This window comes from Cetobacterium sp. 2G large (assembly GCF_014250655.1).
GTDB classification, from domain to species: domain Bacteria; phylum Fusobacteriota; class Fusobacteriia; order Fusobacteriales; family Fusobacteriaceae; genus Cetobacterium_A; species Cetobacterium_A somerae.
Map to the genome: position 1 here is coordinate 111762 of NZ_JACHTH010000003.1, position 19553 is coordinate 131314.

11 protein-coding genes are annotated in these 19553 nt (G+C 31.4%); 4 read left to right on the plus strand and 7 right to left on the minus strand.

Annotation, left to right across the window (positions count from 1 at the left end):
- Positions 1–32: 32 nt before the first annotated feature.
- On the minus strand, positions 33–848 hold the full coding sequence (locus tag H5J23_RS01795) for a hypothetical protein (protein WP_185890724.1): 816 nt from the start codon (positions 846–848) through the stop codon (positions 33–35).
- Between the two features lie 12 nt (positions 849–860).
- A complete protein-coding gene (locus H5J23_RS01800; protein WP_185890725.1) occupies positions 861–1703 on the minus strand; it encodes a hypothetical protein in 843 nt (280 codons plus the stop codon).
- A gap of 497 nt (positions 1704–2200) precedes the next feature.
- On the opposite strand from H5J23_RS01800, the gene H5J23_RS01805 reads away from it, so the two are divergent.
- Positions 2201–2446 carry a GlsB/YeaQ/YmgE family stress response membrane protein gene (locus tag H5J23_RS01805; RefSeq protein WP_185890727.1) on the plus strand — a complete coding sequence of 82 codons (246 nt, stop codon included), beginning with the start codon at positions 2201–2203 and terminating at the stop codon, positions 2444–2446.
- A 63-nt stretch (positions 2447–2509) separates the two neighbouring features.
- On the opposite strand, the gene H5J23_RS01810 is transcribed toward H5J23_RS01805, so the two are convergent.
- The 3 genes from H5J23_RS01810 to H5J23_RS01820 form a co-directional block, all read right to left on the minus strand.
- Positions 2510–8176 carry a hypothetical protein gene (locus tag H5J23_RS01810; protein ID WP_185890729.1) on the minus strand — a complete coding sequence of 1889 codons (5667 nt, stop codon included), beginning with the start codon at positions 8174–8176 and terminating at the stop codon, positions 2510–2512.
- 119 nt (positions 8177–8295) lie between these two features.
- The gene (locus H5J23_RS01815; protein ID WP_185890731.1) at positions 8296–9567 is read right to left on the minus strand and encodes a phosphatidylserine decarboxylase family protein; all 1272 of its coding nucleotides are present in this window, start codon (positions 9565–9567) and stop codon (positions 8296–8298) included.
- Positions 9568–9731: 164 nt separating this feature from the next.
- Positions 9732–11153 carry a sodium-dependent transporter gene (locus H5J23_RS01820; protein ID WP_185890733.1) on the minus strand — a complete coding sequence of 474 codons (1422 nt, stop codon included), beginning with the start codon at positions 11151–11153 and terminating at the stop codon, positions 9732–9734.
- Positions 11154–11574: 421 nt separating this feature from the next.
- On the opposite strand from H5J23_RS01820, the gene yfcC reads away from it, so the two are divergent.
- The 3 genes from yfcC (at position 11575) to argH (ending at position 16245) form a co-directional block, all read left to right on the plus strand.
- On the plus strand, positions 11575–13074 hold the full coding sequence (gene yfcC / locus H5J23_RS01825; RefSeq protein WP_185890735.1) for a putative basic amino acid antiporter YfcC: 1500 nt from the start codon (positions 11575–11577) through the stop codon (positions 13072–13074).
- Between the two features lie 262 nt (positions 13075–13336).
- Positions 13337–14875, plus strand: a complete 1539-nt coding sequence (locus H5J23_RS01830) for a Na+/H+ antiporter NhaC family protein (protein WP_023052235.1) — start codon at positions 13337–13339, stop codon at positions 14873–14875.
- Entirely contained in the window at positions 14830–16245 is a 1416-nt protein-coding gene (argH, locus tag H5J23_RS01835) for an argininosuccinate lyase (RefSeq protein ID WP_185890737.1), read from the plus strand. Before H5J23_RS01830 ends, argH begins: the two co-directional genes overlap by 46 nt.
- 33 nt (positions 16246–16278) lie before the next feature.
- Here the strand turns inward: argH and H5J23_RS01840 are convergent, their stop codons facing one another.
- Together H5J23_RS01840 and H5J23_RS01845 are read right to left on the minus strand one after the other, a co-directional pair.
- On the minus strand, positions 16279–16674 hold the full coding sequence (locus tag H5J23_RS01840; RefSeq protein WP_185890739.1) for a (deoxy)nucleoside triphosphate pyrophosphohydrolase: 396 nt from the start codon (positions 16672–16674) through the stop codon (positions 16279–16281).
- Complete coding sequence (locus H5J23_RS01845; protein WP_185890741.1) at positions 16658–19540, minus strand: DEAD/DEAH box helicase; 2883 nt, start codon at positions 19538–19540, stop codon at positions 16658–16660. Before H5J23_RS01845 ends, H5J23_RS01840 begins: the two co-directional genes overlap by 17 nt.
- Positions 19541–19553 lie beyond the last annotated feature (13 nt).

Genomic DNA, 19553 nt, shown 5'->3' on the forward strand with positions numbered 1-19553 from the left:
TAAAAAAGACTAGAGTTAAACTCTAGTCCCATCTATAAGCTGTAGATATTTATCATATCTGCAGCTTTTTTCAATGCTTTCTCCTTCTTTTTAGCTTCAATCTCCACGTCAAACTCTTTAAAAAGCCAGATATATTTTTTTATATCCTCCTCTGAGATGTAATCACTATGAGATTTATCATCTATATAGTCTTTTCCACTTGATATATGAGCTAAAGGTTTTTTGTTTTTCCAACTATTTTTTATTTTTTCCACATCATAGTTCTCATCCTTTGTAACTCTTGCATGATGTACATCTAAGACCATGGGTGTCTCTATTTTTTCACACAACTTCAATACTTCACTAGCTTTATAGTAGTGACAATTTTCTAAAACTAATATGCTCTTTGTATAGCTGTCTAGTTCTTTATATGTTTGAATAAATTTTTCTACTCCATCTTTTTTTCCTATATGAAGAATTAACTCGCTTATCCCTGCAAGCTTTGCAAACTGTACTTGGCTTTCCAGTATTTTCAAGGAGTTTTCTATAACTTTTTCACTATCACTATTTAAAACTACAAATTGATCTGGATGAATTATGAGCCTTATCTTAGAACTATACTCTTTTATAAGTTTTAATTTTTCTAAAATATCTCTATCCTCTCTCCAATTCCAAAGATCAGGATATGGTATTACAGACGATGAAACTCTATAGATATAGTTGTTTTTTAAGCAAAACTTTATACACTCTAAAGTGTAATCTAAATTAAATAGTGCTGCTTCTTTAACTTTTTCTAAGTTAAAATTTTTAAGTGCATTTACACCCTTTTTCATACCTTTTCCATCTAACATACAAACAAGCCCTAGCATTTTACCACCATCCTAAAATCTATATCCTATATCTATGGCTACTGAATCTTTTGTTCCCCAAGTTGTTTCTACCATTAAAGTCATATTATTTGAAAGTTGAATAAATACTCCAGCTGCAGGAGATATTTCATCTAATTCTAAATCTATAGTGGCATTTAAATCTCCAATTCCAGCTTTAACTTGTGTTCCCATAAGTTGATAAGTAGCTCCTAAGTATGGAGTTATATTAGTTATAAAGGTATCTTTTGGCTTAAAGCTGTAACCTAATCTCGCATTTGAAACCTCAGCTTTTTTCTTAGCTAAACCATCTTTCATATGAATTTCCGTATAAGTATATTGAAGCATTCCAAAAACATTTTTGTACTCTCCTGCTAAAATACCTCCTATACCATAGATATCTCCCTCTGTTTTAAACTTTCCATTTAATTTTACTTTTTCTAAATGGTTGTTTATTTTATCTTCGTAGCCACCTATTATTCCATCTATAAAATTGTTTCCTGTTCCTGGTATTCCTATTTTAGGGTTTCCAGCTCTCATATCTACATCTGCTTCTAGTTGTCCATAGATTCCATAAATAGATAAAAATGGTAATACAAAGTAATCAAGCTTAACTCCCTTAACTTTAGCTTTTACTTCTATAGAATCTGGATTTACAATTTCCAAATCTACCTCATTGTTTCCAATGGGAATTTTTTTTATGTTTATATCAATGTTGCTTATCTTCCCAGCCTCTGTTTGAGTTACTCCTAATCCCGATATACCCCAACGATTCATTGGATATGGAATTCCATTCCAATACTCCTGTGCTAAAACCAGTTGTGGTAGTAAAAATAATAATCCCGTTGTTCTTTTCATGCTTTCTCCCTTAATTTTTTTCCCTTAAAACCCGTTTAAACCCTTTTTATTGTATCATATTTACTATTTTTTAATTATTTTTTATTTTTTAAAATAAAAAAAGAAATCCTATATAACTTGATTTTTGTACGGAAAAAGCGTATAATTCAATTAACAGAAATTATTAGTAAACCAAAAAGAGGAGTAACATGTCCAGTTGCCCTCTTTTTATTTTTTGCATTAGATGTTATACTATTAAAGCAGTTTGACTCTTGGAAAACTAGCCTTTCGTAGAAAGGAGGTTTACTAATGTTAAAAATTTCTGTTATTATAGTTTTCTTTCTAGTTTCTAAATATATCTACTAGAAAAGAGAAAAACTGTACAAACTAGATTGGACACCTAGTTTCTGGCAAGGATAAAACCTTGCCTTTTTATTTTTTAAAATAAAAAAAGAAATCCTAAAGTATCGCAGAATAAATGATTAGAAAATAGAATTGTTTTAAAAGGAGGTTGTAAAATGGGAATTTTAACATGGATTATCCTTGGTATTTTAGCTGGTGCTTTAGCTAAGTTCATCATGCCTGGTGCTCAAGGTGGAGGAATAATTGCCACTATGATACTTGGTATCGTCGGAGCTTTCGTTGGAGGATTTTTAGGTAGTGTTATCGGTATTGGTTCTGTTCATGGATTAAATATTGGTAGTATCTTTACTGCAGCTTTTGGAGCCATTGTAGTTTTATGGCTTTTCAATAAATTCAGATAAACAAAGAAGAGAGATTTCGGCCCCTTCCCCGAGATCTCTCTTTTTTTAATTTAAAAAATTTTTTTACATAGTTCCTATTATATTTAAAAACCACCCTGTAGTTTTATAGTCCTGTTCTCCCAAAGAGTCCTTGAATCCAGAGAAGTTATATCCCCCTCCTAGCTTCATGTTTCTATCTATATTTTTATAAACTCCAAAGATAGCCCCACTTAAAACATCCTCATTAGCTCGGTCCACTAACCACTGATATTGTCCAAAAACTTCCCAACTATTCATTACACTGTAGTTAGCCTTAAATCCTAACATATAAAGATCATTTAAATAGTTATTCTTCTCACGTCTATATCCATTTTTCATAGATATATCAAGGTCCCTTGTAAAGGAGTAGATTGTTTCAAACTCCCCTATATGAGCATTAAAATCCTTATTAGTTTTACTATCCTTATCTAGTATCACTGTATATCTTGATAGATAGTTTAATCTGTCATTGGCTATAGGTCTATAAGCTAGTCCCACACTACTCTCTAAATAACTAGTTTTATAACTATCATCTGTAAATGAGTAATTTATTTTTCCTGCAAAAGTATACTCTTTATTATACTTATATGTAAAAGAGTTCGTTGTTAAATACTGCTCTATATCCTCTGAACCTTTGTCCTCCCTATACTCAACTCTATTTCTTAAAGTTAAGCTCTCTAACTCAGCTCTTAGATATAGTGACCCACCTCTTCGACGACTTCTCTCATCATTTGGTAAAATTAACTCACCATGTTGAATTGATCCACCTAAAGTTACTCCTCTTCTTAAGTCATAATCTATACCATATCCTTGAAGAGTAGCATTTTTGCCTCGCTCTTTTACAAACTGGTTCTCTTGGTAAATACTAGTTCTCTCTCCAACTCTAGCTCTTTGACCAACAGTATATCTATCTCTAGATATCTCTCCATCTGAACTATACCCTGAATAGATATTGTAGTTATCGAAAAGTTGATAATCTCCTCCAAGCTCAAAGTAGTTTCCTGAATCACCAAAAGAGGTTCTACCATTAACTTTTAATCTATCGTTTATTCTTTTTTCAGCACCTAGAGATAGTGCATTACTAAGTCCAGCTTTTATCTCACTATAAAGCTTTGTACTTTCATTTAAAATATACTCCAATTTAGCACTAGTTACTGTTCCAGTTTCTCTTTTTTCTACCCACTTCATCTGATCTACATATTGAAACTTTAGATAACTTTTCAGATTTTCAGAGTGACTATATTTTAGTTCACTTCCAAAAGTTTCTAAAAATCTATCATCTAAGTCTGAAGCAAAGGAGTATCCACGCTCTTTTCTTTCGTACCAAGCTTTTAATTCAGCCTCTTCTAAAAGTTTTAAAGCTCCTGTAATTCTATAGGCATTTCCAGATATTTTACTGTCATCTCTACTCACCTCTTGGAAAGTTAATCCTCCATCAAAAGACAAATAGTTACTTACGTTTGAAACTCCAGAGCTAGTACTAAACTCACCCTTTATATAGTTTCCCTTTTCATCTTTTAACTTAACCTCTACACCCTTTAAATCGTAGTCTGTTTTCCCACGACTTTCATGAACAGCAGTTAGCCCTACACTTAGATTATCATTTATATCTTTTACAGTTTTTACACCGTAATTTGATGAATCTACAACCTCTCCCTCTTTAGGAAGATAACTATAATCAACCACTAAATATGCATAGTAGTCTGTGGAACTTCCACCACTTAAAGGTGTTGTAAGTATAACTCTTCCTATAAAAGGGTCAATCTCATAGTCTCTTCCCTCTTGTAAGTAGATTACCTTTTCCACAACATAGGTATCTGCATCAACAATTTTTATCCAAACTTTTTGGCTACCTTTTAACACTTCACCATTTTTTAGAAAATATAAACTTCCACCAGTTCCTAAAAACTCATCATGACCATACATAGTGTTTGGAGTACTCATAAAGACTTTTACATTTATATCATCCTCTTTATACTCACTTTTAAATCCATACAACTCTTTATTATAGTCCATAAACTTTGTTCCCACAAAACCAGTTTCATAGTTACCCCACATTAGGTATGACTTTTTATGCTCTAACTTTAGGTAAAGTTTTCCATTAGTATTTACCTCTTTTCTAATTTTAGAGTCATCACCATAAGTTGGATAATAAACATAGTCATCATCTGTAACTCTCTCTAAAAGTGTTTGATTCTTTTTATCCTTAGTATCAAAATGTAGTGTTAGCTTATAGTCTCCATAGCTACCCTTACCAAAATATGTAACTCTTGGTTTGTCACTATCCTTTCCTATATATGCATCTACTAATCCTGTTCCCATATATGTATAATTCTTTTCAGGTTCCTTCTCTCCTTTTTGAACTATAAAGTTAAACTTTGTTAAAGAGTATGGAGTTATTCTTTTTACAAGAGGGTTTTCACTTTTAATTACACTTCCCTTTGGTAAACTATTTTCATCAAGTTTTACTGTAAAGTTTTCACCAAAAGCTTTATCCACCCACTGATCTGGAAGATGAAATCTACCAAACTCATCAGCTTGAACCACAACTCCACTTGGAGTATAAACAACTGCATATGGTATTCCTTTATCAGTTGCCTCATCTATTACTTTACCAATTATAGTAGCTGTATTTAAAAGAGAGTCTCCCTTTACATCAACACTACTTTCACCTATATTTGATATCTTACTATTTCTATTGGCTACATAACTTTGGAAAATATTTTTTCCCATATTAGCTCCAACAGTTGCTTTCATATAGAAAGTTTTACTATATTTTTCCCCTGGTTTTAAACTAAATTTTTGAAACTCATCATCTAAATATCTAAACCCTTTTGGAGTAGTATTTTTTAAACTTAAATTTTCGTAACTCTCTTTATCTAAATTTTCTACATTTACAGTAAATCCTACAACCTCTCCAAGCTTTATCTCACTCTTTGTAGAACTTAAACGAACTCTAACTCCCTGCTCAACCTTCTCCTCTTCTGAATACTCAGATAAGGGTTTTAAATAGATTGTTTGATCATCATTTGTTCCACCAGCTATTTTAGCTTTGCTTTCTATAACTCCAATTGCACTGCTATCTATATCAGCTTCTACTAAAAACTCTATCGTTACTCCAGGACCTATATCTACCTTTGTATTCAGATCCTCTCTTCCAGATACCTCATTTTTTAAATATGTATGCTTTTTAAATCTACTAGATTCATCTTTAGCTCCTAAGTACGTTACCTTCCAATTGGAGAAAGCTCTTCCATAACGCTTCCCCTCTTTTTCAGTTGTAACTTCAGAAAGTATATCCTCTATAGGAATAGAACGACCATATCCATCACCTTTATTTTTGATAGTAAGCATGTATTTAAGTTTATCTCCAGGTTTATATATACCATTTTCAGGTTCTAAAAGAGTCTTTTCTCCACTTATAGAACCCCCAACACTTCCCAGTTCATCAGTGGTTTTTCCCATTCCATTTACAACAAAGCTCATTCCACTTAAAGTTCCAATAGCTTTATCTAAAACTATTCCTGATATCTCAAAAGTTATACTACTTTTAGGAGCAAAATCTACACTCTTTTTTATATAGTTTCCTGTGTCTCCCATTTTAGATGTTATAACTGTCCTTGGGTCACTACTTTTTACACTTATATTTATTCCCTCTAAAACTTTCTCTTTTACATCTGATCCAGCTACTAAAGCTTTTATCTCATCTAAATTACTTTCAACACTTAAATTATCTAAAAATCCCTCTCCTATATTTTTTAAAGTAGCTTCATAAGTTACCATATCTCCAGGTTTATATCTCACACCACTAGTTACTATTTTTCCATTTACACTTTTCAAACTACTTGAAAACTCTAGTTTTCCAGGTAAAGATTTAACTTCACTCTCTTTTACATCTTCACCATAAATAGATTTCATATGTATACTATCAAAAATACTGTTTTTAGTGACACCTTTAAAATTATATTTTATCTCCTGTCCAGGGTATAGAATTGGAGTCTTCTCAATTGGTGAATCATTTTTAAAAGCAGTTACTTTTTTATTTTCAATTCCAGAAGCTGAAACTAAAGCTTCATCTACACTTAATCTGTATTTTTGTTCGTATGCAGTTCCGTAACCTCTATTTTTCAAAGTGATAGTATAATTTATCTCTTCACCAGCTTTATAACTATCTTTTGAAACTTTTAAACTATGAGTTACATCACTTTTTTCCATCTTTGCAACTACCTTATCTTTAACAATATCTCCCACTGATTCTTTAGCAACTTTTCCTTTTACTCTATACTCTACAAACCCTCCAGGTAAGATATTTAAAATATCATCTCCCTCTGAAGTTTCATCCACTATTATTCCCTTATCTCGAGATATTTTTTTATCACTAGATGAAAAAGCTAAAATCTCTCTTCCATTTACAGATTTTGTTTTTAAACTATCTATATTACTATTAAATCTATAGTTATTTAAAATTCCAAGACCTTTATTTTCAACTTTAAAAAGATATTCTACATAACCTTCTGATGTATATCCCTTTAGTTTTTTATTTCCACTTTTATCCAAATAGCTTTCTACTTGGGAGGTTACCTTAGGTTCTGAACTGTGTGATGAAATTTTATTATTGACCGTATGACTATCAATCAATACTTTTGATTCTATATCACTAACACTAAAATCATCTACATACACACTATATTTTTTTATAATTTTTTTGCCCTTTCCTAAAGCTATTACCTCTTTTAAACTAGTCTCATTTTTAGGAAAAGCTTTCACAACCTCTCCCTTCCAGTTCACTACTTCACTTTTATTCACTAAAAACTCCAAAGGAATATTACTACCATTTCCTTTTCCACTATTTTTTATCTCTATCTCATATGTATACTCTTTTCCAGGAGAGTACTTCTCAGTATTTAAAAATTTTATATCTAAACTATATGGCTCACTTTTAGTAACTAAACCTTTATACTCAATATCACCTAAAATATTCTCGTTTATTTTACCTTTTATCTCATAGATTAAGCTCTCTCCAAAAGGGATATCCATCTCACTTTGAATATTTTCTCTATTACTTTTAACCTCTATATTTGAAAGAAGTAGCTCTTTTTTCCCATTTAAAGTTGGTACTAAAACTTTATCTATACTCTCATCTAACTTGAAGTTATTCAGATATCCTGGGCCATCAGGTTCAACTACAACTTTATAGTTTATATACTCTCCAGGAGAGTAAGTTTTTAAATCTACCTCTCTTTTTATTTTAGCTTTTGAACCTAACACTTCACCTTTATATGTTCTTTTTTCTAAAAGTTGATTATCCTCATAAATTGTAACTATATTTTTTATCTCTTGAGATAAAAGTTTTGGATTTGGTGTAGCTACAATCTCGTATTTTATACTCTCCTCTGGAAGTAACTCTACAATCCTATCATCTAAAAGATCTCTATCTCCTGTACTAATTTTTTTACCATTTTTAAATATCTCCCAAGAGGTAAATGCCTCTCCTTCAACATCTAAGAATCCTTCACCACTATTTGCTAACTGCCCCTTAACTTTTGTTAAATCATTCACTATCTGAATATCTCTTTTAGGACTATTTTCATAGTTTGAAATTACAATATCATATGTAAAGGCCTTTAGTGGGTTAATCTCCCTACCGTAGAGAGTTTCTAATAAAACTATTAAAGTTATTAAAATTTTTAGTAAAAATAGTAGCTTTTTCACTCTCTCCTCCTTCACAATTTTGTGTCTTTATTATAACATTTTTGAAGGGGAATAATAAAATAAAAAACTAGGAGAATTTATACTCCTAGTTTTTCTGATATGTGTATTTATTTACTAATTTATTTATTTTTTCTTTTTACAGTTGCTAAATGAGCATTTACTGGAATATTTGAACTATCAAGTCCTGGAGTTTGATTATGTAAATTAAACTCTACTTCAACTTGAGGTCCAAAGAATAGACAATGAGTTGATCCACCAAAATGGAACATTCCTAACTCTTGACCTTTTTTAATATGTTGTCCTTCAAAAACACGTACGTCACATGTTGAAACTTCTGCCATTCCAACAGCCATAAAACAGAATAAACCTATATCTGGATTGTCCGCTTCAATAAAAATTAAAGCACGTGTTGCAACTTCACAGATATAACCTTGTGATTCATTTGGTCCTGCTGGATCAAGTCCTACACTAAGTGCTTGTGAATAATATGTTCCATCTATAATTTTTGTTTTTACAACTTTTCCAGAAATTGGTGCATGCCAACGGTGGTAGCTAAGAGCACTTAAAAATGCTTGATAAACAGTTCCACCAACAAAGTTTTCAGTCAATGGGTCATTATCTAGCATAAATTTTAATGCATAAGGCTGTGCCTTTATCCAAAACTTATCATATAGTTGAACATTATTAACTAATCTATATGGAGCAGACTCACAAGCATTTATAACAATAGCGTCATCTTCAGGCATAGCAATAGGTCTAACTCCCTCTCTAAAACGACGTGTGAAAAAGTCATCCCATGATGTAAAACCATGATGAGGTAAACTTGGATCACAAATAAAATCATCAACAAATGTTGGCATTGCTTTTTTAGCATCTTCTCCAAACCAACCTGTTTTAGGATCATCATTTAAAACATGAGCACTTTCTGCTGAAGAAAGATATACAGCCCACTCATCTAACATATTTTTAAGATGTGAATTAATCTTTTCATCTAAAAATCCTGCCCAACCACCAGTTGTAGCCATAGACCAATCTAAGATAGCGTTAAAAGGAAAACCTACAAGCCCAGTTTCATCAAACTCTGGAGAATGAGTCATAATTACATTAAAAAGAGATAGCATATGCTGATAATCACGAACTTGAGGTAAATCAGCTGGTGATTTTGTTTTATTTTTCGCAACTTGATCAAACATCTGAGTAAAAAACATATAAGCTTTTGGATCTGTTTCAATGAAGTTTTTTAATTTTTCAACAGTTGGCAACAATGGTCCTGTTTGCTTATCTGCCTTTTCCATAATTTTTTTCATCCAAGTAACTAATGTTTCTTGGTCTGAAGGCATCCATTTTCCTACCATGAATGTTTTATCAATTGGTTTAATATTTTTTTCCATTCTAACACTCTCCTTAATTTAAATTATAAAAAGAAAAAAATCTCTATATAGTCTATTCTACAAATTTTTTTTTATTTTCCTTGTAATTTTTAAAAAGCAAAAAGCACAGAGTTTAATCCGTGCTTTTGTACTAATTCACTTTAATATATATTTTAGGAAAATTATTAGGCTGTTTTTACTTTTCTTCTATTTTCAAGTACATCAAAGAAGATTTGAAGCATAAATATAGCTGCTAGTGAGAAGCTTAAAGCACTTCCTACAACTCCAACTGCTTGAAGTAAAATTAGTGCTAAAAGTTGAATACCTAAATATTTAACTCCTATCATCCATACTGAGAAGAATGGGAATGCCACTTCACCATCATTTGTAATCTCTCTTTTAATATCCTCTTTATCCCAGATAAATCCAACAAATACACAAAGAAGTAATCCACCCATTGGTAATAAGATATTATCTGTTAAGTATCCTAAGAAATCAAAGAAGTTTAATCCAAAGAACACTTTTAACTCTGCTAAAGGTCCAAAAGAGTGTGAGTTTGGAATTGCAAATGCAGCAATTAAACCACTTACTAAAATTGTAGCTTTCTTTCTATCTAACTTCATCTGATCCACAACAAATGATACAACAACCTCTAATAATGAGATAGTCGATGTAAGAGCTGCAAATAGCACAAGTACGAAGAAGATAATTCCAAATAAGTTACCCATTGGCATTGATGCAAATACTTTTGGTAAAGTTATAAAGATTAATCCTGGTCCAGCTGTTGGCTCAAGTCCAAATGAGAATACTGCTGGAAGGATAGCAAGTCCTGCAAGTAAAGCTATTAGTGTATCTAGTACAGGTATACAAAGAGCACTTTTAACTAGGTTAGTATCCTTTGGAAGGTAACTACCATAAGTTATCATAGCACCCATACCTAAACTTAGTGAGAAGAAAACCTGTCCTAAAGCTGCAATTACAACTGCAGGAGTAATCTGTGAGAAATCAGGTTTTAGGAAATATTTAATCCCTTCCATTGCATTTGGAAGAGTTACTGATCTTGCAACGATAATCAACATAAATACAAATAGGATTGGCATCATTATTTTACTTGCTGCCTCAATTCCACCAGATACACCTTTTAAAACGATTAATGCCGTTACTATAACAATAACAAAGCTATATATAATCGGTGAAGTTCCAGAAGAGATAAAATTCCCAAATGTTGTTACTGGGTCCTCTGTAAGTCCACCTCTAATAAACATACCGATATATTTTACAATCCATCCAGCAATTACAACATAGTATGAATAGATAATAAAACAACATAAAATTCCAAAGATTCCAATGAATCCCCAACCTTTTTTAATATTATTATATGAACCAAAGGCATCAGACTTTCCTCTTCTACCTATTGCCATCTCACCTAACATAAGGGAAAAACCTAGTATTACTATTAAAGATAAATAGACAATTACAAATGCTCCTCCTCCATTCTTTCCTGCTAAGTAAGGAAACTTCCATAAATTTCCAAGCCCTATAGCTGATCCTGCCGCCGCTAAAACAAATCCAACACTTGATCCCCAATTACCTCTTTCGTTACTCATAGTTCTTCACCGTCCCTTTTGAAAATTATTTTTTATTTTCAAGAATAATAACACATATAAAATTAAAATACAATAGTTTTTTTACGTTTTTTTAGTACTATTGTTCATTGTAAAAGAACTTTAATAAATTAAAAGACTTTAGTACTAATTTTTAAGACATTTTTTAAAACTTTTTACATTTGACACTTTGACCAAATTTATAGTATACTATTCTTAGTAAAACGGAGCCTAAGGCCGATGGCGAAGATGTTTGTAATATATTTGTGTTGTGATGCTGCCATAACAATACGCTTATTAATTCATATTTAAAATTTTTAAGTAAGATAATTTAAGCTATTTAGGCATACCAATTGGTATGCCTTTTATTTTGGAATATGTATTACTTCTTTTAGGCGAAACATAATTTTTTAGGAGGAAACAAATGAAGAAAAAAATCAGAATACCTGATACGTATGTCATTATCTTTTTTGTAGTTGTCTTTGCTGCAATTCTTACTTACCTTATACCAGTTGGTAGCTTTACCATGGAAAAAATTCAATACGCTACTGAAGCTGGTATGAAAACTAGAACAGTTCCTGTTCCAGGAAGTTTTAAATATGCATTAAATGATTTAGGACAGCCACTTACTAAAGGTATTCCTATATTTGCTGCTGGCGGAGATATGAGTGTTACTAACTATATCTTTGAAGGTCTTGTTAGTGGAGATAAATGGGGAACTGCTGTTGGTATTATCGCATTTATCCTTATCACTGGTGGAGCTTTTGGTATTATTTTAAAAACTAAAGCTGTTGAAGCTGGAATACTTAATATGATTAAAAAAACTAAAGGATCTGAGGCACTGCTTATACCTCTTGTTTTCCTTCTATTCTCTTTAGGTGGAGCTGTATTTGGTATGGGTGAGGAAGCCATTCCTTTTGCTATGATTCTTATACCTATAGTTGTTGGTATGGGCTATGACTCTATCACTGGTATTTTTATGTGCTATATCTCAACTCAAATTGGATTTGCTACATCTTGGATGAACCCTTTTAGTGTGGCTATCGCTCAAGGAGTTGCTGGAGTTCCTGTGCTTTCTGGAGCTATGTTTAGAATAGTTATGTGGATATTCTTCACATCTTTTGGAATTATCTATACTATGAGATATGCTAAAAAAGTTAAAGCTAATCCTGAGTTATCAATATCTTATGAAACTGATAAGTTCTTTAGAGATGATTTTAAAGCTGATGAGTCAGAGGATTTAGAGTTTAAATTTGGACATAAACTTGTATTTTTAACAATATTCTTAGGAATGTCTTGGATTATTTGGGGAGTTGTTTTCCATGGATACTACTTACCTGAAATAGCTGCACAGTTCACTATTATGGGAGTTGTTTCTGGAATTATTGGAGTTATCTTTAAATTAAATGATATGACTGTTAATGATATTGCTATCTCTTTTAGAAAAGGTGCAGAGGACCTTATTGGAGCAGCAATGGTTGTTGGTATGGCTAAAGGTATTGTATTAGTTTTAGGTGGAGTAGACGCTGGAACTCCTACAGTTTTAAATACTGTTTTAAACTCTGTAGCTGGTGTTTTAAGTCATTTACATGCTTCTATATCTGCAGTTGCTATGTACTTCTTCCAGTCTGTGTTCAACTTCTTCGTTGTATCAGGTTCTGGACAAGCAGCTTTAACAATGCCAATTATGGCACCACTTTCAGATTTAGTTGGTGTTCCTAGACAAGTTGCAGTATTAGCTTTCCAACTTGGAGATGGATTTACAAATATGTTTGTACCAACATCTGGTATCTTAATGGCTATTTTAGGAATAGCTAAAATTGAGTGGGGAGTTTGGGCTAAACTTCAAATAAAGTTCCAAGGAATTCTTTTCCTTTTAGGTTCAATTTTCATGATTATTGGGGTTTTAATAAAGCTTCAGTAAAAAATATTTTTAAATATAGTTTGACATTTTTTATTAAAATGTTGTATACTCACTCTTAACAAAAACAAATAGAGGTTAGTTCACTTCCATATACGGAGCCTAAGGCCGACGGCGATGATGTTATGACCCTGTGAATTAAGTATTGTGACGCTGCCATAACAATACGCTTATTGCTTAATTAAGTTCTCTAGGGCATACCATTCTTTGGTATGCCTTTTCTTTTGGGGTAGTAATTTTTTTACTAATTTAGGGAGGATTTAAAATGGTTTCATATGGGGTATTATCTATAATTCCAATTTTAATTGCAGTTTTTTTATCTATTAAAACTAAAAATGTAGTTTTGTCACTTTTTTCCAGTGTATTTTGCGGTATTTTCATTTTAAATGGTTACAATCCTCTAGAGACTACAAAGGTTCTAGTGGGAAAATATTTTATCAATCAACTTACAGACAGTTATAACGCTGGAGTTATTGTACTTATGATCTTTATTGGTGGATTTATTGAGCTTATGATGATGTCTGGTGGAGCTTACGCTTTTGCTGAGAGCTTTAAAAACTCTATAAACTCTAAAACTAAGGCTCAGCTTTTAGCTTATTTTACAGGGATTATGATATTTTTCTCTGACCTTGGTACACCACTAATTGTTGGACCAATCTTTAGTCCATTTTTTAAAAGATTAAAGCTTTCTAAGGAGAAACTAGCTTTTATACTAGATTCTACATCATCTCCTGTGGCTGTTTTAGTTCCTTTTATTGGGTGGGGAGTTTTTATCATAGGACTTTTACAAAAGGAGTTTGAGCTTTTAAATCTGTCTCTTTCAGACTATGAAAGTTTCATAAAATCCATTCCTTTTAACGTTTATCCAATACTAGCACTGACTATTATTCCAGCTTTAACGCTACTTAAGCTAGATTTTGGGCCTATGAAAACTTTTGAAAATAATCCTATAGATGAGAGTGCCTTTGAAATAGATAACTCTAAGTATCAAGTTGAAAATGCTAAAGGATCTTTTGTTTGGGTTCCAATACTAGTTCTTTTAGGAACTCTATTTTCAATGCTTGGTACCTCTTTTATAACTTCTAGAGTTTCAGGAAGTGCTTTTAGAGCAGCTCTAACAAGTGGATATCTATATGCAGCCCTTGTTTTAATGGGACTTATGCTTTTTTATAAAAGTAAAACATTTAAAGAGATATTTTCTATCTACTTAAATGGTATGAAAAAAATGAGTGAGATTGTTATAATTCTAATTTTAGCTTGGTCATTAGGTGTTATTAATAAAGATTTAGGAGCTGACCAATTTCTAATTGGATTTTTAAAAACTTTAGATATAAACTCTGGATTTATTCCAGCTATTGCTTTTATATTCGGTGCTGTTATCTCCTTTTCAACTGGTAGTTCTTGGGGAACATACAGTATTATGGTACCACTAGTTATACCTATGGCTGTTACTTTTAATGCTCCACTTTATGTGACAATTGGAGCTATACTTTCAGGTGGACTTTTTGGAGACCATGTTTCACCAATTTCAGATACAACTATACTTTCATCAGCAGGAGCTGGATGTGATCATATAAATCATGTCAAAACTCAAACTCCATATGCTGTAGTAAACGCTATTTTAGCTATATCTGTATTCTTAATCGGTGGATTTACACAAAATAGTTCGTTAATCCTTTTTGCAATAATTTCACAAATTGCAATTTTAATAGGAATAAAAATCTTTACTAAAAACAGATTCTATAAAGGAGATGAGCAATGCAGTACTTTTCAGGAAGATTTAAAGAAGCAGCAAGTGAATTAATCTTAGATTTTCACTCCTCTATTCACTTTGATCAAAGACTATACAGATACGACATTATGGGTAGTATCGCTCATGTGAGAGGGCTTTCTAAAATGGAGATTATTTCAAAAGAGGATGGGTGTCTTATTGAAAAAACTCTTTTAGAGATTCTAGAGGATATTGAAAATGGAAAGATTACCTTCTCTACAACTTACGAGGATATTCATATGAATATTGAAAAAATTCTTATTGATAGAATTGGGGATGTAGGGAAAAAACTTCACACTGGACGTAGTAGAAACGACCAAGTAGCTGTAGATATGAGGCTTTTTACAAAGGATGAAGTAAAAAAAATCCAGTCCTATTTAATTGAACTAATTGAAGTTACTACTAACTTAGGAAAAGAGCATTTAGAAACATATATGCCAGGGTTTACTCACCTTCAAAAGGCTCAACCAATATCATTTGGACACTATATGTTTGCATATTCTGAGATGTTTAAAAGAGACTTTATCCGTTTAAATAACGCTTTTGAATTACTTGATTACTCACCTCTTGGATGTGCAGCTTTAGCTGGTACAACTTATCCAATAGATAGAGAGTTCACTGCTCACACTTTAGGATTTAAAGGACCTACTTTAAACTCTTTAGATGGAGTTAGTGATAGAGACTACTTAATTGAGATTATGTCTGCACTTTCAATTGTTATGATGCACCTTTCAAGGTTTTCTGAAGAGATTATAATCTACACTTCAAATGACTTTGGATATATTGAGTTAAGTGATGCTTTTTCAACTGGAAGTAGCATAATGCCACAAAAGAAAAATCCTGATGCAGCTGAATTAGTTAGGGGGAAAACTGGTAGAGTTTACGGGGATTTAATGGCACTTTTAACAACTATGAAGGGGATTCCTTTAGCTTACAATAAGGATATGCAAGAGGATAAAGAGGTTTTCTTTGATGCTGTAGACACTGTAAAGGGATGTTTACAAGTATTTGTTGGGATGGTTAAAACGTTAAAAGTAAAAAATGAGGTTTTACTTTTAGCTTGTAACGATGGGTTTATCAATGCCACTGACGTTGCAGACTACCTAACTGTTAGGGGAATGAGCTTTAGAGAAGCTTACAAAATAACTGGGGAGATTGTTAGTTACTGTATTGATAATGGGTTGAATTTAGAAACTCTATCACTTGAGAAATACAGAGAGTTTTCATATATTTTTAGCGGGGATATATATGAAACAATAGCTATTAAAAATTGTGTTGAAAAAAGAAAGTCCTTAGGTGGACCAAGTAAAGAGAGCTTGCTTTCTCACTTAGAAAGATTAAATGAATTTTTGGATGGGGCCAAAATAGATCTTATTAACTATAGATTAAACGATATAATGTAATAAGAAAAAAGGTATACTGGGGAGTATACCTTTTTATAATTTCACTAACTTTTCTACAGTTGGAATGTCTGTTGGAACCCAATTTAAAGTCATTAGCAACTCTTTTTTCATCCACTTAAACTCTTGATGCTCTATTAATTTAAACTCTGAGAAATCTAAAACTGTACAATTATAAGTAGATAATTTTATAACAAACTCTTCATACTCTTTTTGAACTTCATCAAAAAGTTTATCCGCTCTTATATCTATATTTAGCTCCTCTTTGATTTCTCTTTCCAAAGCTCTTTTAGGTTCCTCTCCCTCTTCAATCTTACCACCTGGGAACTCCCACATCCCTGGGAAAGTTTTATCCTTTGGCCTCATAGCACAAAATATATCACCATTTGGAGTTTCTAAAATAGCTCCTACTACCTCAATAATTTTTTTCATTAATTTCTCCTACTTCTGCTACTTGTAGCGTTTTTTCTACTCTTTCAGTAAGTTCAATATATATATCTTTAGAAAGTGGATTCTCTAACCTTAAGGTTGTAGTTATCGGTTTTTCATCCTTGTAGTCTACACAATCCCCTTTTCCTATATAGATATATGGTTGAACTACACCATCAACCTCTTTGTATTTTCTTACAAAAATATGTAAATTTATACCACGTTCTTTATTTTTAACTATATTTTGTCCTCTTTCACTTCCAACTCTTGTGGTATTTGGGCTTTCCCATTGAAAATTATATCTATCTAATATTTTATCATTATATTTTATGCTCTCCTTAACATCTGCACCTTTATGTAAATCCACAAATAAAAAATAATTATTTCCATTTGCAAATAACCCAGTTCCTCTAACAGAACTATGTTTCATTTGATAATTACAAATTAATGCTACATCTTTCATAAAATAGTTTTCATATAACTTTAAAAATGGAAACCCATAATCTTCTGTTCCAAAACTTTCTTTGTATTTTAAAAGTCCATAATCTAAAACCTCTAGAATATAATCTTTTATATCTTTATTTTTTAAAACTTTGTTTAATAGTTCTGTTTTCGCTATAGTTTCACCAGAGACTTGAAAAAGTTTCCCACATCTTTTCAAATCTTGAGAATCATAATAATCTCCATTTAAATACCCCATAGCATGGTCTATAGTATCAAGAGTATGCTTAACATCAGATATCTCAATATATTTTCCAACTACTCCTAAAATCCTATTTTTTGATAGTCCATAATTCTTTGCTACTAATTCACGAATTATTGCAAACTCATACACTCTTTTTATAGGTAAAAATCTCTCTATTTCACGAATAACCACTCTCTCTTCTTCCTTTAATGAAAATAGATTATCCTTTACTTTAGCTAAAAAATCTAAATATGATTTTTGAAGTCTTACGTATTTATAAAAATTAGGAGCATCCTCATACTCAATAAAATCTAATGGTCTTGGAACTCTTCCCTTTAAGTAATCTTTAAATTCATCATACTCAGCTTTTAGATACTTTAAACTATTAAAATTTTCATTGTCTAGTTGTTTCAATATCTCTTGTTTACAAATCTCTTCCATCTTTACATGAATAGTTTTAGATAAATTATCAAAATCCCTTTTTACAGCTATTTTTATACTCTCTTTATCATAACCTTTTCTTCCCATTAGTGCCAATGCAATTAAAAAAGCTCTAGAATGGTTTCCTATAAAATCTATAACTGTTAAAAACTCCTTGTTTTCATAGTGTCTTAGCCCTCTTCCCAACTGCTGTGTAAATATAATTGGTGAAGCTGTTGGTCTTAGCATTAAAATACTATTTATACACGGAATATCTATTCCTTCATTAAAAATATTAACTGTAAATATAACTTCTAAATCCTCTGTCTCTTTGAATTTTTTTATTATATCCTCTCTCAAATCTTTTCCATGATTTCCTGTTATAGTTGTTGCTTTTATCCCTTTTTTTAGAAACTCTTTAGTCATATATTCGCAGTGCTCAACAGAAACACAGAATCCTAGAGTTTTTCTTCTCTCTCCGCTATATCCATAAAAATTCATCTTCTTTATAATAAAGTCCACTCTTTTTTCCAAATTTAATGCTTTAGTCACTGCTGGAATATCGTTTAAATCTATTCCTTCTAAGTTTACATCTGATATATCCTTGACTCCATAATAATGAAATGGTGTTACAAGCTCTCTATCTAGAGCTTCTTGTAAACGAATCTCCACAGGGACATTCATATGAAAAATCTCATATATATTTCCACCGTCACATCTTTCAGGTGTAGCTGTTAATCCTAATAAAAACTTAGGTTTAAAATAATTTATAACCTTCTCATAACTTTTAGCAGTTATATGATGAGCTTCATCAACTATTATATAATCAAACTCATCCTCACTAAACTCTTGGTATCTATTATTTAAACTTTGTATAGTAGCAAAAATATAATCTCTATCTATATTTTTTTTATTTCCTGTAAAAAATCCCATAGTTTTTTCAGGTAAAATATTTTTAAAAGTTTCCATAGCAGATTTTAAGATCTCTTCATTGTGAACTATAAAAAGCAACTTATTAGCTTTAAATGCCTTTACATCAAAAGCACCTAAGTATGTTTTCCCTGTTCCTGTAGCTGCAATACAAAGAGCTCTTGTCTCTCCATACATTCTAGTTGTTTCTAAGTTTTTTAAAGCTATCTCTTGCATATAATTTGGTTTTATATCTGATTCTTTATAAATTCCAAAATCATGGTCCTCTGCTGCTAAAAAATATTCATCTCTAACTTTTTTTCTTACAACTATCTCCTCTTTTTTTACATATGAAACTATATATGGATTTACATTTTCAACACCCTTTTCCCAAAGGTAATTAAATTCATTTAAAACCCCTTTTATAAAGTCACTATTTTTTTCTGTAGTAACTGCTGTGTTCCATTCAATATTACTTTTAAGTCCACTTTTAGTAAGATTAGACGACCCAATTATAGCTTTATAACAGTTTTCATACTCAAATATATACCCCTTAGTATGAAACCCTTCCATCTTGTCACTATCAAAAAATTTAACCTCTATATTTTTAAATCTTTTTAAAAACTCTATAGATTTTAGTTCTGTAAAATGAAGATAGTTTGTTGTTAAAATTTTACCTTTTATATTATGTTTTTCACTTTTTTTCAAAATATCTAAAATTATTTGTACTCCTGCAAAGTTAATAAACGCCACAGAGAAATAGAAACTTTTAGCTTTTTTAAATCCATTTTCTATATATCTATATAAATTTCCATTATTTTCTAAGTTAGTATTACTTATAAATTCATATTTCATATATCCCCCATTA